The organism is Pseudoalteromonas tunicata, from assembly GCF_002310815.1.
In the GTDB taxonomy this organism is placed as follows: domain Bacteria; phylum Pseudomonadota; class Gammaproteobacteria; order Enterobacterales; family Alteromonadaceae; genus Pseudoalteromonas; species Pseudoalteromonas tunicata.
The window spans coordinates 3,675,812-3,691,315 of sequence record NZ_CP011032.1 but is presented as its reverse complement, the minus strand read 5'-3'; the positions used below and the strand labels follow the sequence as shown (position 1 = coordinate 3,691,315).

The following is a 15,504-nucleotide window of genomic DNA, read 5'->3' as shown; positions in this document are numbered from 1 at the left end:
AAAGTTACTTTTTAATTACAGTGAAATAACAGGCATTAACCTTGATCTGAATAGTAGATTTATTATCCAGTATTGGGGTTACACTATTGTTGATAGTTGCAGTAGAATTCATGTTTAAAAATCTTATTTTCAAATTTATTTTGTTGCTGTTATGGGTTTTCTTTGTTACATATTTGCACCCAATTTCAAGGAGTTATTTAAAGTGAAAAATAGTATAAAAATATTGAGTTTTATGATTTGTTGTTCTGTAGTGCCGTTTAGTCAAGCTGAAGATATCCAACATAATGAAACACAAATCCAAGAAAATATTGCAACAGGTGCTCAGTTAATCAAGATAACACCCAATAAGATGAAGTTTGCCCTCGATCAATTTTTGTCTATGTATTATGGTGATAAAGAGCCTAATCTACTTCCTTTAAGTCAATATGCTTATGAACATATGACAGAATTAGAGCTAACAGAACTAATCAATGGACAAAAAATAGGCTTAGCCAACTTTTATGGCTTACCTGTAGAAGTGTTAAGAGAATTTGAAAATGTCATGGCCGAAAGAATCGCAGATGGTTCGATAATTAATGCCAAAAAATTATCTTCACACCACTCTATCCAAGCGGATAAAGATATAGGTGAAAAGATGACTAGAATAACAGTTACATGTAAAGACGCTTGTGGTACTAATCTTTCAAATAATATTATTATTGGAATAACGATTGCAAATATAGCTGCGGGTGCTGGTATTGGGCAGTTAGAAAAGTTTGTTGTCGATTTTGTTGATAATAACGATACTGTTCAGGTGTCCGAATTTTACCGATATACCAATACCATTGGAGGTTGGAGTCTAGGGCCAGCTCCATTGCCAAGATGTAGTACATGTCACTTAGATTAATATATTGGTTGACCTTAAATAACTTACTTTTATTGTAAGTTACCTACTTTAAATTGATATGGAGTGGATCAGGGGGGGGCTCGGGTCGTTTTAAAGGCTTAAAAGATCGCGCGTTAGAGTATGCGTTCTTTCTTGATTTAGCAGGCCAGAACAAGCAGTAAAGTAGTTTAAGGCTAAAGGTTAAAGCTAATTCTTAATATTGGCTTTAACCTTTATAACTTTTATCGAGGTTTACTTAAAGTTTTAAGGACAACAAGTAAGGTTGCATGTTGTTGTGAGGTTAATACGCTACAGTATAAAAGCCCCTATAATTAGAATTTATTTGTTATGTACAACCTGACATCAATGTCCATGATATTTGTAAAGTACATGCGCGATAGATTCCCTTGTTTTTCCATTCTAATTTTAATGCTTTCACACCCATCAGGAATTGGATAACTATCAACATGAATTTGAGGTTTAACTAGGTAGCTAGCATGTTCATATCGGACACCATAAGATGTGTCGTTTGCTACTATTGTATTGTTGCAAAAGACAGCGACTTTCATTCCAAAATTAGATGAGTACCAAGCTGAGTAAATGTTACCAGTGAGTTCAACGTCTATTTCAGTTAGCCCATAAGTGCCATAAATTGGAAACTCAACTTCGTATGCCACTTCAGCATATTTATCAACGCCATTTTCGCGCTTATAAAATTGAGTGATCGGTTGCAAATCAGACTTAGTTATCTGCATTGCTTCACCAACAAAAAATGTTGGAAGTGCCGAAGCGGCATTAGATATCAAACATGCTGCTAATATTAGAAAGTATTTCATCACTAACTCCTTATGAAAAAGGCACCAAAAGGTGCCTTTTGGCGACTAGAATAGTTTTTCGACTATTTGAACATTAAATTTAAGGTCTGTTACCCGAGTATAAAACTGACGACTTAAATGGCCTTCTTTATCAATTCTTACCGTTAATGATTGGCAATAGCCACCTGTGTTTAGAGAGCTCACAAAGTTTGGCTTCGCTAAGTAAGAAACATGTTGATATCTATCACCATAATCAAGATCTTCACCGATAAAAATGGGTTGTTCTAGATTAGGAGAACTACACGTTGCCGATAAACTTACAGCCATGTTGCCTGCAAACCATCTTGTTTCAACACTTCCACCTACCTTGTAGATAAGGTCTTGGCCAAAATCACCATCCACATCAATAGTAGCCTCATAAGCAATAACAGCTTGGCTGCCTGCATAAGGAACTTGGATGGGATTAAAATCACTAAATCTTAATTCGTAAATTGCTCCTCCCACATCAATCGGCTGAGCAATTGCTGAAGAGCACAGCAGTACACTTGATATCAATAGTATTTTATTCATTTTACCAGCTCATAATTGGAGTTTATTGAGTCAGAAGTACTGTTTTTCAGACTAATACTTCCTTCAATGATGGCTGTTTTATCACCATGAAAAGTTTGAAGATTAAGTTTTATTGCGCTGCAACTAACTGGATTTACTGTAATTAAATTCTTGTTAAATGAGATTGAGCTATTCAGATTGGTGATTTCTTCATTAGTGAATTCACTATTATTCTTTCGCTCTTGATACAGAATTTTGTCATCGCAATGTAAGGTTAGATTAACTTCATGCAAAAACTCACTGTACCAAATATCTTTATTTGGACCTGTGCATAATTCCCCTTGCCATTGTGTACAAACAGATTGCATTTCTGACGTTAATTTGCCTTTACTTTGCATATTTAAGTTCAGCTCAATAACGGCTGCATTAGTGAGTACTGTAGGATAAATTGTAAGCTCGTAACTATCACCTTGTTGCTGCATATCTTGATCAGAAAATACTTGGCTTACTTCTGAAGCAAAACTCATAGTGCTTACTGCAAGCAAGCCAGTGCTCATGATTATTTTAAACATTTAGATTCCTCCTTGAGTATTATTAAGTCCATGAACTGAAACAGTAAAACTGATATTTTGAATGCTGGTATAGAATTGGCGACTTAAAGAGCCTTCCTTTGATAACTCTATTTTTAATTGGTCACATTGTTCTACGTTATGCCTAAGTTCAGTAATCATAGGTTTTGCCGGAGTTGGTTGGCCATTTACTCTTTGCCCATATACCTTGCTCATTCCGATAGGGATCCCATTACAAGTTAACTTTGTCACCATAGAAAAATTAGCTGCAAACCATTTAGCAGACACTTCTCCATTGGTATTAAAGATTAATGTATCTTTTGCTCCAGAGAGATTTATCAATGCTTCATAGCCTGTGATAACTTCTCGATTTGCCCAAGTCGTCGTAATAGGTCTAAAATCAGTTTCATTTAGCACAATTGCTTCTTGATCAACGCTCAGGGTTGGTGCTGGATCGGCAGCATAAACACTATTGGAGATAGCGATTAAAGAGATTGCCACAAGTGATATTTTCATTGGTATATATCCTTATTATTCCTAAAATTTCTGCCACAATGGATGTGGCAGAATGCTAGATTTATAGCGGTAATTTACAGTTCTTCGGAAATTGTTAGGTTTAAATCTAAATACCTTGGTAATGAAGGCGTACGATTAAAATTAAACTTCATTACTATTGTGGTGCAGCTTCCGCTTGTTATGGCGGATTCTGAAATGTAGAATTTATCCCCTGCATCGGAAGCACTAAATGACCCACAAGAGACATTTAAGCTCATCTGTCTATCTGTTTTTCCTGCAATATCGAAAAATATTTTTTGGCCGTAATCGTTGTAAACCGGCAGTGATAATTCATAACCTGTGTAGTAACGTACTTGTAAAGGATCTGAATCAGGGCATGTATGAGTAACGGTTGTAAAAATAGGTGTGAAGTTTTCTTTCTTTAATGCATAACGTTCACCGCCGATGTAGATAGGATCTAGCACTTCTTGAGTATTAAAAAACTGCTGAATTTTGACTTCTGGGTCTACGTTATAGACACAAGGTTCAATAGGTGGCCAAGGTGCGCAACATGGCGGTGGTACTCGATTTACACTCTGCTCTTTTGCGGATAGAGGGCTAGTCAACAAAAAGGATATGCAGATTACAATCAATAAATTTAAAAGTTTCATTTTAGACCTTTTCTTTTTTAAAGCTGTTCAGAAATTGTTACTGTTAGGTCGATAGATGCTGGTGCTGAATTAGTTGGAAATGTAAATTTCAGCTGCATATTTTTACAGCTCCCACCTGTATTTTTTCGTTGAGATATTATGAATTTACTCCCTGAATCAGATGCGCTAAACGTACCGCAAGAAGCTGTTAAACTCATTGATTTATTTGAACGACCATTAATGTCAAAAAAGAGGTTTTGTCCATAATCACCATCGACTGGGAAAACTACTTCATATCCAACTAAGATATTGATTACTCGAGGCTCACTCATAAAACATGGGTCATAAATCACTCTAGTGGTATAAACAGGATTAAAGTCTGATTTAGTTAAGGTGTATCTTGCTCCGCCAACGTAAATTGGCGTGCTTAAAATCATAGGTTTTGCTGCAGCAAACATTTGATCTATCGAAACTGAATCTTGCATGCGTTGGATTTCACAGATTCTGTCTCGGTCATCGCAACATTGCCGTCTTAATGGATTTACATCCTGTTCTTCAGAAGAGAATGCACTAAATGAAAAAATATTGAGTGTGATAAAAATGAATAACATTAATAGTGTTTTCATGGGGGTGTTCCTTACATTAAGTTGAGATAAATAGTTAGATTAACGTTGAATGCGTCGATGGTTGCTTCAGTATCAGAAGTTGATGAATCCATTTTTTTTATTTTTAGCTTTAGTTTCTTACATTGGCCTTCGGTTGTAAGTCTGTTATAGATAGAAAAACGGGCAGGGGTTAATTGGCCCCTTCTATTGATTATCAGATCTGCGTCGTAACCTATGTCTTTGCCCGAGCAGGTAACATCCATTTCTACTTTCATAGGCAGGCGACCAATAGTTCCTACCACGTGGCCGCTCACATCAAAAATAAGCTCTGGATATCCGCCTAGATATTCATCGTATTCATCTAGTAAGACATCTATTTCTGTTTCATAACCGATAACGTTACCATCAAGATGAATGGCATTAAAATCAGCTTCGGTATAGCTATACTGGGTTCCGCCAACATAAATAGGTTCGACCGCATTTACTCCAAAAGAAAATGCGAGAGCTGTTAAGGTGCTGATTAATTTCATTTTTATAGTTTCCTGTTAATTTATTTATTACAAATAGTGACAATGTTCATTGCCCCTAAAATAGGTGCATAATATATGGTGACTTTAGGTCCTGGCGCTGTAATTGTTACTTCATCATCTACGAATAATTCATAAGAAGCCGTTGAAGGAAGCGCTATACTTTTATTGCTATCAATGGCGAAACTAAATGTTTCATCAAAGTGAGTAGTGAACTTGTTTGTCGCAGGGAAGGTATCAATCATGTTAAAGCGTAAATTAATATTTTCTGGGCCCGAATAGTCGCCACAGGTCCATAAGTAAGTATCTACTTCCTGTTTAACTGGAACGAAAGATTCGCCTAAATCGATAATAAAATCTTGCTGAGCAATTACTGCAGTGACATGCTGCGCCTTTACTAAACGGCTGTCTGCGGTAAGAATCTTTATAGCGTTTCCTTCTTCTATATCCAGAGTAATATTAAAAAAGCCTTCTTGATCAGAGCTATATTCTTTACCGTTGATACTAAGTAGTGCATTTTCTACACCGCTCAAAGTCGTGTCGACAATGCGCCCTTTAACTGTTCCAGTTAGAACATCAGATAGATCAGTAACTTCAACTGTTATTGATTCACTAGATAAGTTATTTGCTGGATCGGTAATGGTTAGGGTAGCGATATAAATACCTGCAATATCAGGAGTGAACTGTAGTATTTTGGCACTATCATCTTGTAGGGTTACGGTAGAGTTATCTGGTTTGTGCAATGTCCAAAGGAACGTAATCGCTTCACCTTCTGGGTCGTAACTTTGCGCTGCGTTTAGGTCGACATTCTCCCCTAATGCAATAGTACGATTAAGATCTCCTTGAATTACAATGACAGGTGCTTGATTTTCTTTGACAGAAATAGCCGTTGTTTCTGGATCTGAATATTGAGTTCCATCATTGGTTCGCAAGGAGACAATATAGTCGCCGATACTCATAGGGGTGAAATATGCTAAAGCAGAAGAGTTGTCATATATCTCATCATGATTTGGCTGATCAATTATTTTCCATTCATAGTTAAGTTCAGCACCTTCAGGATCAAAGCTGTGTGAACCATCTAGAATTACTCTCTCTCCTAATGAAGCTGTTAAAGGAGCAAATATTTTTGAGATTGGTTTTTGGTTATTTCTTACATCGATTATCTGTGTATTTGAAGTGACCTCGGTTTCGCCATCAGAAATTATCACTGCAACTAAATATTCGCCTATCATATCTGGGTTAAGAGTTGCAATTGGGCTGGTGGTGGATTCAAGCACGCTAGTACTGGTGTCGGGTTGCCCTAATAATTGCCAGTTGTAGCTCAATTCGTCCCCTTCAGGATCAAAACAATACTCGCAGGATAAAGTAACTGACTGCCCAAGTACTGTGCTCATGTCGTTACCTAATTGTGCAATTGGAGCTTGATTACTTGAAGCGACACTGACTTGATAGATTCCATCACTATAGGCGCCATGAGAATCTGCTAGTCGTAATCCAACAACATATTCCCCATTTACTGATGCCGAAAAACTAGTGCTTGAGCTTATCAGTGAGCTTAATGTAGCGTCACTTTCAGCTGGGGCAGAAAGTATCGACCAGGCAAATGAAAGCCTATCAAAGCGATCAGGGTCGTAACTTTGAGTCGCATCGATTAATAGCACTTCATTTGGCTTAACAAGTGATTTTTCACTTGTTAAGATTACGACGGGTTTCGAGTTTACATTTAATGCATCGCTATTGATTTCAACAGTATCTTTGGCGATTGCACCTAGGCTATTTTCGATAGTTAATTCAGCACGGTAGAGGCCAACTCTGTCGGCAACAAAATTAGTTTTTACGCGTTGATTTTTAAATATTCTCGCAGTGCTACCTTGTGGCTTTTCAATGATTTCCCACTTGTAGCTACTAATCACACCATTTAAAGTGCTGCTTTGGGCTCCGTTAAGGTTAACCACTTGACCTTTTTTGACGGTGAAATCAATACCTGCGTTAGCGGTTAAATTTGTACTGCCTGCAAGAGAAAATTGTAACTGAGCCGGTGTACTTAATATTTTCCCATCATTAACTTTTAATGTAAGTAAATATTCCCCTTCATCTTCCAATATAACAGTTATTTTATCATTGTTATTTTTATCAAGTGCTACAGAAGCTTGATCTGATTTGCGAATTAATGTCCATTCATAGCTTAGGTTATCACCATCTAAATCATAACTATTTGCAGCACTAAAGGTCGTTTCGGAACCCAACTTCAAACTTGAGATTTGAGGCTCAATCTTAGCTACTGGACCTGTATTTATTTTTGAGAGTTCATGTTTAATTGGTTCTTTGCCACCTCCACCGCAAGCAGCAACTAATAAACACGCTGATGCCGCAATACTATTTTTCCATATCATGCTTTACTCCTTGATGAGTCAATTCATCGTTTATAATTAATTGTATGCAGCGTCTCTAATTGCTTGATTTAAAACCATTGCTTGCTTACCTAGCTCTTTCGCTTGTTCTAAAAGCAGGTCTCGCTGGTATATTAATTCGTCGTCTGAACCTGCCGGAATAAAGCGGCTTGTAGCGATGCGTTTATTACGTTCCGAGATATTTGCTTCAAATATTTCAACTTGCTCTCGTTGTGTTTTGACCGCAGCACGATAGGTGGTGATGTCGTCTTTCAGTTGTGGAAACTGAGTGATGATAAAGCTGTAGTATTCATTTTCTTGACTGAGATCGATCTCAAGCGTTTCTTTGACAATTTCTTGTATATCTACAGTTTGTGTTTTAGTGGTGCGCTCGGGGGTGATTGTTTCGTTTGTTATCTGTGTATTTTTGATTGGAGTATTAACCGTAGAGGGCGCACTGTTCAAATCACTAGAGATAGGTTGAGCTACATCGTCAGTTAGCATTAGCTCATTACTTTGATTATTATAGAAAAACCCAAAATAACTAGTTAAAGAGACTGCAGCGATGGCTGCAGCAATCAAACTTGTTTTCATACCAAATCCTATATTCTTGATTAATTATTTGAGAATGGGGAGGGAGACTCCCCATTTTATTATTGAAAGTTAGTTACACTGTGTTTCATCAACACAGACCTTAGCTTTCACTAGGGCACTACCTTCTTGAACATTCCATGTATTTTTCTCAAATCGTTTCCAGATTTTTCCGTACTGAGTAGAAACATGAGAAGTTGTACCTTGTGCTTTAGAACCACCGATTTTATCGAGAGTGCGTAAAACAATATTACCGAATTGGCAGTAGGCGTTTAGAGCGCATACTTTTGTTAGGCCACTGCCTAATGTTGCGCCAACATCACTTTCACCAGCATCGGTTACTTCAGGTGCGACAACTTCTACATCATAAGATTCTGCATAGACAGATAAGAACATTTGCCACATATCGTTATACATTTGCACTTCAATATTTTGTGCAATTTCAGCGGCAACAGCAGGATCATTTGATTGCGGTTTTAGATCAAGCTTACAATCCATTCCAAGATTTTCTCTTGCTGACTCGCGGATGTTATCCCAGCTGTTGGTTTTAGTTCTAAACCAGCTCCAACCTTTTGATTTGCCGCTATTTCTCCAGTAGCTATTCATACGATCTACATCAATAGTACACTCACCTTTGATTGGACCTGGGTAAGCATAATAATTATACGATAAGCCTAAGTTTGCAGTTAAAACGACTCTGTTTGGTTGAGGCTCATATAATTTTCTTATTACTTTCCAAGAAACTGTGACGTTGTTATCTGTACCAGAGTAATGCTCTTCAACTTCTTGAGTATATTCACCACAGCGGGCATCTTTTGTAACGAAGAAATCAATACCGCCAGAGGCAAAGGAGTTTTTATCCATAGTATCAAAATGAATGGTATCGCCACGATCTTCTCGTTCAAATGGCATAGACCAGTCGCTTACTATATTGTTATTTAATAAAGTGTCTGCTGGGAAGCTCCAGACATTTTTAGAGAAAATACTTTGGCCTTCAACATTTACATTTGGGTTGTTGCGAGTTACGCCTGAATTTAAGCGAACGTTGAAAACATCCAGTTGCTTGACGCTATAATTACTATGGCCTGCATTGTAGAGGGCATTAGCTAGAAGATTTCTTTCTTGGTCCCACAGGTTATAACCAGCACTCGCTAGACCAGTGATTTTTACACCTTCTGTTTTAACTAGCTTATCTTCTAATTCAAATGCACTTTTAGAAATAATCGTTTGTGCAGCAAGGATTTGAGAGTGGAAAGCTACGTTACCGCTAACAATGTCTATTTTTTCTTTGTAAGCGTCATAAGACCCTTTAGCGCTATAATAACTGCTTCTAATTGCATCACGTTCACTTTGAATTGCGCTAATTTTTACATTAAGTGCATCTTTAAGTGGTTGATATTTATTGATGACACCAACAATACAGGTGTACATTTTATTGGAGTCACCACCACTTGTGGCGATACAATTGGTTGTTTCATCTGATTGGCCTCTGTCGAGTTTGTCTCGCTCTTCTAGTAATAAAGCGTACTCAGTTTCAATGCCAGTCCATTGTGTTTTAAGTCTGTAGTAGTTATCAATAACCCCATCATTCTCTAGGGCTGCTTGATTTATCACTTTTCGTGCATTTTTGATTTCGTTTAAACCATCAATATTTGCACGAGGAATGCCATAAGTTAGTTGATACCAGTTACTTACAAAATCATTATTTAAATAAGCTTGCTCTTGCAGCACAGGGGTTGCAAGTTGGCGATATGCTTGAGATTTAATATTAATATAATCGGCACATTGTGGACCTGCAGCACCAAGTTCGGCGTAGGTGCCTCGGATTTGCTTTATGGAAGCTGGTCCAACATGTAGCGTGTGAGCATCTTCGTGATCGATAGCAACATCACCCACTCCAGCGGGAGTTTGTATGCCGATTGAGTCTAATGGGTTACCCTTTCGAGCATCGGGTAAAGCATTTGCAGCATTACTTTGTAGTAGTGCTGTGATAACCGAAATGGTTATTAATTTTCCGTACATTTTTAAGTTCCTTTACGGGGTTATAGATCCTTTCAAGTCAACTAATCGAAATTAAAGTTGGCTTTTCAGTTTGTTTAATCCATTGGATAGAATTAATAGATCTCGGCCTAAAGGTCGTCCTGAAAGCCAACTGACTTGTTCATTTAAGAAGTTATGAAGCTCAGAGATATTGTTTTCGTTGATAATCAAACTATTTGATATAACGCTTCTAAGATTGGCTATTTCGGCAGTGCAAAGTGCTGAATTGCTACCTACACTACAATTTCTAGTTAAATGAGACTTGGCCGCTGTCAGCTCTGTCATTGTTGCCTGCACCGTATCAAGTAAAAAATCATCTTCGATATCGAATTGTAAAATTTCTAATGTGGCTAAAGAATTATCTATTGTATTAATCAAACTGATGTGGTTTGTTGATGGTATAGCGATACTAATAAGCGTTTTCATTTGATTGTTATATGACACCAAATGAGTTGCCAATTGATTGAAGTACCTTGGTTCTGGATAAGTAAGTAGTTGTTGTACCGCTAAATTGCAGCCTGGCTTTATTGCTTGAAAGCCTGTTGCACCTTCGAGATTTGCAAAATTTAATGTTGCATTAGTAAAGCCATGTGTTAGCTCTATGGTATTACTTTCATCACTACGAGAACCTGAAATCCGATTTGAAGAACTCGCCCCAGCACCAGCACTTAGGGTGTAGCGAATTGATAAAGGTCGTATAGATTCACAAACAAAATTGTAATTAAGTGCCGTTTTAAATAGCCCACTACGCACAATTAAACTATTGCTGTGATACGTATTTTGTTCAGAATAAACATTCATATCAGAGAAATTACACGGTGGTACAAAGCGCTCACCAGTGCTTGTCATTCTGGAGACGCATTGAGTGCTGGCATCAAATACTTCAACAGGGAAGGCGTGCGCAAATGTCGAAGCTGTCAATGTCAGCGACGCGAGTAGTATGGCTTTCATTATTAAATCCTTAAAATTGGCTAGATTTGATCAAGAGTTGCGGTTAAAACTTGGCGGCTAACAATTCCTTGTTCGTCTGTAATTTTTACCACCATATTTATTTCTTTATTGTTTGGTGAACAGGCACTGTATGCGGCTTGTTTAAGTGTGAGTTGTAAGGTATTGAGTTGGGAATTAACTGCTATGCCATTTGGCAGCAGTGATCCTGTTACGGTGCTCAGGCTGTGAATAGCTGGAAATAAGTCTGATAATCCAGCAGACATTTTGGGAGTCCAAAACATGCCGTTATAATCAAAATATTCAATTTCTATTAGTTGATGGGCTTCATTTAATGGCAGAGTGTCAAATAATGTCCAGTTTACTGTTAATAATCGATCGTCTGTAAACTGCTCAACATTAGCAATTACAACACTTCTTGCAGCTAATTCATTTAAGCGGGCGATGATTGAGGTTAGATGATCTAGTAAAGCTTGTGTATGGCCATCTCGCATAATTTGGCTAATTATACTTCTACCTTGTAATGATAACTGAAAGCTTTCTTGCTGGATGTTTGTTAATTCTGGGTTGATTTGAGAGAACTCATTACATAACAAGATAGGCATGCTCTCAAATGATGCCAAAGTACTTAACCCCTGATTATTGGTTACATCACTGATTTGGGTTAGCTGTAAGAGTGTTTCTTTTCCGGTTTGATTTTTAGAAAGGTACGCAATATTAATCGCAGTCGCTAAGCGTTCTAAGTTAGCGTACGAGCGGTTTGTTTTATAATTAGATAGTTTGTTATTTATAAATCCTGAAAAATCAGGCAGCTTTAATAAATGAGGCTCTACAACTTGATAATTGCCATCATATATATTGCTCAGTGCCGCAGCTTCATTATTTAAGGCTGTTAATATTTGTTCGAATTTTAGTAGACGTAAGTCAAAATCAGGGTAAAAGAGTGCCACAGCCGGGGTGACTATTTCTTCATAACATAAATCTAACCCACATTTTTGTAGGTTAATATCAATGTAACGGTCAAAGTTAAGAGACTTGTTAATAATCACAGTTTGCAGGTCTGGTGATAGTGATTTTAAGATGTTTTCGAATGTTTTCAATCGCTTATTAAGGAGTGAGACACGACCTTCTGCGATTTGATTCGTATTATACTTTTTTAATAGTTGCCAATAGCGTGTTTGCTGAGTCACAACAATCTCTAGCTCAGCTTTTAGCTCATTTCTTTGTGTATTTGAATAATATGGGAAGGAGTCAATTTGATTCATCATAGTAGCAAGTGAATCATTTAGCTGAGTTTCTAGAGATATTCCCAATGAGTAACGTCGATATAATGCAGCATACCTTAATGGGGTTGTTAATGTATCGAGAGCTGATAGTAAAGATAGACGGAAGTTTTCTCTTCTAAATTGATCACTTGCGGGGCTAAAGCCGAAATTTTTTGGAGTGTTTACAAATTCACCGTAAAGTTCTAGGTATAATTCTTGTTGAAAAATATTTAAGTCAGATAAAAGTGCGTCATAAGTTAATAAATCTGTAACGTGAAACCAAGCATAGCTTCCTCTTTGTTGGAAGCCTGTAGCATGATTTTTTAGGTCAGCGACAGTATCGCAAGGTATAGAAAGTTGCTTAAAGCAGCTCGGTTGAAATACTGGATCTGCAGCTGAGCAAGTATCGGTACAATTTTGTTCATTGAATTCAGAATAACATGCCTGAGGGCTGTAATTTATAACCTGAAAGTTAGTTGGGCAGGTTGCCTCAGCAGCAAATGCACTACCGAGATTACATAGACTAAAAACGAATAACTTCAGATTTAAAGTAACAAATTTGCTAACGCGAGTAACTTCCATTTAAAACTATTTCCTTAAAAGACTTTGATTTTAAAATGCAAATATTTAACATTATTAACATTTTATCTTGGACCCATATTAGATCCACAAAATAATAAAGTAAACAGAGTTAGATTATTTTTATCTTTTTTAGAAACAAAAGTGCTAATGTTTTTTGTTTGTATCAAAGGAGTAATGAAAATTTAGCTGCGATTTTATTTTATATCTGAGTCGCTTAAGGGGGAGTTTCATCTGTATAGAAGATATTTGGAGTAAGTCTCTACTTATTGTTTTAAGCCTGTTTTAAAAAGGTTCGTGGTGGGCTTTAGTGTGCTTAAAAGGTTTTGACTTGGAGCAGGTGTTTTTCTCGGTTTAGTTAATAATTTTTTTTTGCTGAAAATGTGGTGGATTATTGATTTAATCACAAAAGAGTGAAGTTACAGTTTAGTCCGCCAACTAAACTGTTTTTAAAACAATGCTACCAAACAAGATAGTCAATGGTATTGGGTATTTCGCCAATGATGGTTTTAACCACGTTGTTATTGTTATCAAGCAATATTAAGCGAGGAATACCTGCGTTGGCGACTTGGTTATAGTAAGAGCGGTCAATATCACTCACGAGTGGAAAATTTAGTTGATATTCTTGTTGGAATTTCTCAAGGTTTGCGGCGTTTTCTTCTCGGCCAACGCCTACAATTTGTAAGTTGTTATCGGCTGCTAAAGGAGAGGCCATTATTTGGCGCATGGCACGCTGCGAGTCGTGACACCAAGTGGCAAAGTACACGATGAGTTTACGTTTAGGGAGCTCATTTAGATTGATTTTATCACCAGCAATACTGGTGAAGTTTAACTGCTTAAATGAGTCGCCTTCAGCAATATAAGTCTCATAATTTGGTTTGTCCTCAGGTTGTAGATTCGGTGTTTGGCTACAAGCAAATAAGGTTAAGCTTGCCAGAAGCACTAGTATTGATTTCATCGTCGGTCACTTTTAATTATTGTTATTTTTATGAGTGTCCAGAGCTTACAGCGCTTTTTGTATTGATGTCTAGTTGATTCATTTTACAGTCGACACCTTAAAAGCGTTATTGTCATAAACTCTTTCAAATAAACATGCTCAAATAAATCAGTCTCGTTTAACTTGAAGGATAATGATGCGCTAAGTGGGTGATGAGTGAAAAAAACATCAATATATTCATTTATAAAAAGCGAGTTTGATATACTCGTTTTTTTATTTTTTTAAGTCTGTATGGCCTATCTTTCGTTATTTTTTACTGCATTTGTCGCAGCGACCATTTTACCGAGCGCTTCTGAGGTACTACTCACAGGTTTGCTAACACAAGGTTACAACCTTTGGCTGTTATTTTTGGCTGCAACGGTCGGTAATGTATTAGGAAGCTGTGTAAATTGGTGGTTAGGGCGAGAGTTTTTACGCTTTAAAGATAAAAAGTGGTTCCCCATTAGCGAAGATACCCTCGAAAAGGCGCAAGATCGTTTTAACCGCTACGGCACTTATAGTTTATTGCTTGCTTGGGTGCCGATTATTGGTGATCCATTGACAATTGTTGCAGGTACTATGAAGGTGCGTTTTGATTTGTTTTTACTCTTGGTGACGATAGGTAAAGCGTTTCGTTATGCGGCTGTGATAGCAACTGTACTTGGTATTGGGCAGCTGATAAATTAGCTGCCCATCCATTTGTTGTTGGCTATTTTTGCCACGATAAAGTCAAAGAGACTGAATCTGCAAAGCGCAGCGCGTGGGGTTTATCTACCCTTACTTTGGCATAAGTGACGCTGTTATGTTGGTGGCAAATTTCAAGAATTTCAGCCACTAACTTTTCTAGTAATAAAAAGTGACCATGTTCGACCAGCTCAATGACTGCTTTAGTTACAACTTTGTAGTTTAATGCTTGGTCAACTTCATCGCGTTCACAGGCGGTATCGGCGGGGTAGTGGATTTCGATGTTGATCACCACGTCCTGCTTTTTCTCCATTTCTTCCGGGTTAAAACCTATAAAGGTCCTTAATCGTAAGTTGGTGATATTAATGATGGCATTTTGCATAGCTAACCTTAGTTTTTCACAAGCTGTAAAAATTCATTGCGGGTTTTTGGATCTTGTCTAAAGTTACCAAGCATTACTGAGGTGCGCATGCTTGAATTTTGTTTTTCAACGCCGCGCATCATCATACACATATGTTTGGCTTCAACAATTACACCGACCCCTTTTGCGCCAGTCACTTCTTCAACTGCTTTTGCAATTTGGTGAGTAAGCTGTTCTTGAATTTGAAAGCGACGAGCATACATATCAACAATGCGAGCAAATTTAGATAAGCCCAGCACTTTGCCATTTGGAATGTAAGCAATATGGCAGCGGCCCACAAAAGGCAATAAATGGTGTTCGCACATTGAATACAGTTCAATATCTTGCACCAGTACCATGTCATCAGCATCTGAGGTGAATACTGCGTTGTTGGTAATTTGTTCTAAGGTTTCTTTATAGCCTTTGGTTAAATACTCCATCGCTTTAGCGGCACGCTTTGGCGTATCGAGTAAGCCTTCGCGGGTTGGATCTTCACCAATGCTTTCAATAATTTGTTGATAACTTTTCTTTAATTCATCGTGCATAATCTGCTCTT

The 15,504-nt window shown here is 37.5% G+C and carries 17 protein-coding genes; 2 read left to right on the top strand and 15 right to left on the bottom strand.

Going from position 1 to position 15,504, the window contains the following annotated elements; genetic code table 11:
* The first annotated feature begins 202 nt into the window (after positions 1-202).
* Positions 203-886, top strand: coding sequence for a hypothetical protein (locus tag PTUN_RS16730; RefSeq protein ID WP_040644376.1), 684 nt, complete (start codon positions 203-205; stop codon positions 884-886).
* 311 nt (positions 887-1,197) lie between these two features.
* Here the strand turns inward: PTUN_RS16730 and PTUN_RS16725 are convergent, their stop codons facing one another.
* From PTUN_RS16725 to PTUN_RS16665, 13 genes are all read right to left on the bottom strand, one after another.
* A complete protein-coding gene (locus tag PTUN_RS16725) occupies positions 1,198-1,701 on the bottom strand; it encodes a hypothetical protein (RefSeq protein WP_009840731.1) in 504 nt (167 codons plus the stop codon).
* Between the two features lie 45 nt (positions 1,702-1,746).
* Positions 1,747-2,250, bottom strand: coding sequence for a hypothetical protein (locus PTUN_RS16720; protein ID WP_009840732.1), 504 nt, complete (start codon positions 2,248-2,250; stop codon positions 1,747-1,749).
* Positions 2,247-2,801 carry a hypothetical protein gene (locus tag PTUN_RS16715; RefSeq protein WP_009840733.1) on the bottom strand — a complete coding sequence of 185 codons (555 nt, stop codon included), beginning with the start codon at positions 2,799-2,801 and terminating at the stop codon, positions 2,247-2,249. The genes PTUN_RS16720 and PTUN_RS16715 overlap by 4 nt, the downstream gene beginning before the upstream one ends.
* Positions 2,802-3,314, bottom strand: a complete 513-nt coding sequence (locus PTUN_RS16710) for a hypothetical protein (RefSeq protein ID WP_009840734.1) — start codon at positions 3,312-3,314, stop codon at positions 2,802-2,804.
* Between the two features lie 74 nt (positions 3,315-3,388).
* Positions 3,389-3,964, bottom strand: coding sequence for a hypothetical protein (locus PTUN_RS16705; RefSeq protein WP_009840735.1), 576 nt, complete (start codon positions 3,962-3,964; stop codon positions 3,389-3,391).
* Positions 3,965-3,981: 17 nt separating this feature from the next.
* Positions 3,982-4,569 carry a hypothetical protein gene (locus PTUN_RS16700; protein ID WP_050760069.1) on the bottom strand — a complete coding sequence of 196 codons (588 nt, stop codon included), beginning with the start codon at positions 4,567-4,569 and terminating at the stop codon, positions 3,982-3,984.
* 11 nt (positions 4,570-4,580) lie between these two features.
* Positions 4,581-5,078 (bottom strand): hypothetical protein, encoded by a 498-nt coding sequence (locus tag PTUN_RS16695; RefSeq protein WP_009840737.1) that lies wholly within the window; start codon positions 5,076-5,078, stop codon positions 4,581-4,583.
* Positions 5,079-5,098: 20 nt separating this feature from the next.
* Positions 5,099-7,468, bottom strand: coding sequence for a PKD domain-containing protein (locus PTUN_RS16690; RefSeq protein ID WP_009840738.1), 2,370 nt, complete (start codon positions 7,466-7,468; stop codon positions 5,099-5,101).
* A 36-nt stretch (positions 7,469-7,504) separates the two neighbouring features.
* Positions 7,505-8,059, bottom strand: coding sequence for a hypothetical protein (locus tag PTUN_RS16685; RefSeq protein ID WP_009840739.1), 555 nt, complete (start codon positions 8,057-8,059; stop codon positions 7,505-7,507).
* A gap of 69 nt (positions 8,060-8,128) precedes the next feature.
* Entirely contained in the window at positions 8,129-10,078 is a 1,950-nt protein-coding gene (locus tag PTUN_RS16680) for a hypothetical protein (protein WP_009840740.1), read from the bottom strand.
* 51 nt (positions 10,079-10,129) lie between these two features.
* On the bottom strand, positions 10,130-11,047 hold the full coding sequence (locus PTUN_RS16675) for a hypothetical protein (RefSeq protein ID WP_009840741.1): 918 nt from the start codon (positions 11,045-11,047) through the stop codon (positions 10,130-10,132).
* A 20-nt stretch (positions 11,048-11,067) separates the two neighbouring features.
* On the bottom strand, positions 11,068-12,891 hold the full coding sequence (locus PTUN_RS16670; RefSeq protein WP_009840742.1) for a hypothetical protein: 1,824 nt from the start codon (positions 12,889-12,891) through the stop codon (positions 11,068-11,070).
* A 457-nt stretch (positions 12,892-13,348) separates the two neighbouring features.
* Positions 13,349-13,846 (bottom strand): TlpA family protein disulfide reductase, encoded by a 498-nt coding sequence (locus PTUN_RS16665; protein ID WP_009840743.1) that lies wholly within the window; start codon positions 13,844-13,846, stop codon positions 13,349-13,351.
* Positions 13,847-14,116: 270 nt separating this feature from the next.
* Between PTUN_RS16665 and PTUN_RS16660 the strand changes: the two genes are divergently transcribed.
* Positions 14,117-14,551, top strand: coding sequence for a YqaA family protein (locus PTUN_RS16660; protein ID WP_009840744.1), 435 nt, complete (start codon positions 14,117-14,119; stop codon positions 14,549-14,551).
* A gap of 22 nt (positions 14,552-14,573) precedes the next feature.
* Here the strand turns inward: PTUN_RS16660 and folX are convergent, their stop codons facing one another.
* Entirely contained in the window at positions 14,574-14,930 is a 357-nt protein-coding gene (gene folX, locus PTUN_RS16655; protein WP_009840745.1) for a dihydroneopterin triphosphate 2'-epimerase, read from the bottom strand.
* Positions 14,931-14,938: 8 nt separating this feature from the next.
* Entirely contained in the window at positions 14,939-15,493 is a 555-nt protein-coding gene (gene folE, locus PTUN_RS16650) for a GTP cyclohydrolase I FolE (RefSeq protein ID WP_040644389.1), read from the bottom strand.
* Between the last annotated feature and the right edge of the window lie 11 nt (positions 15,494-15,504).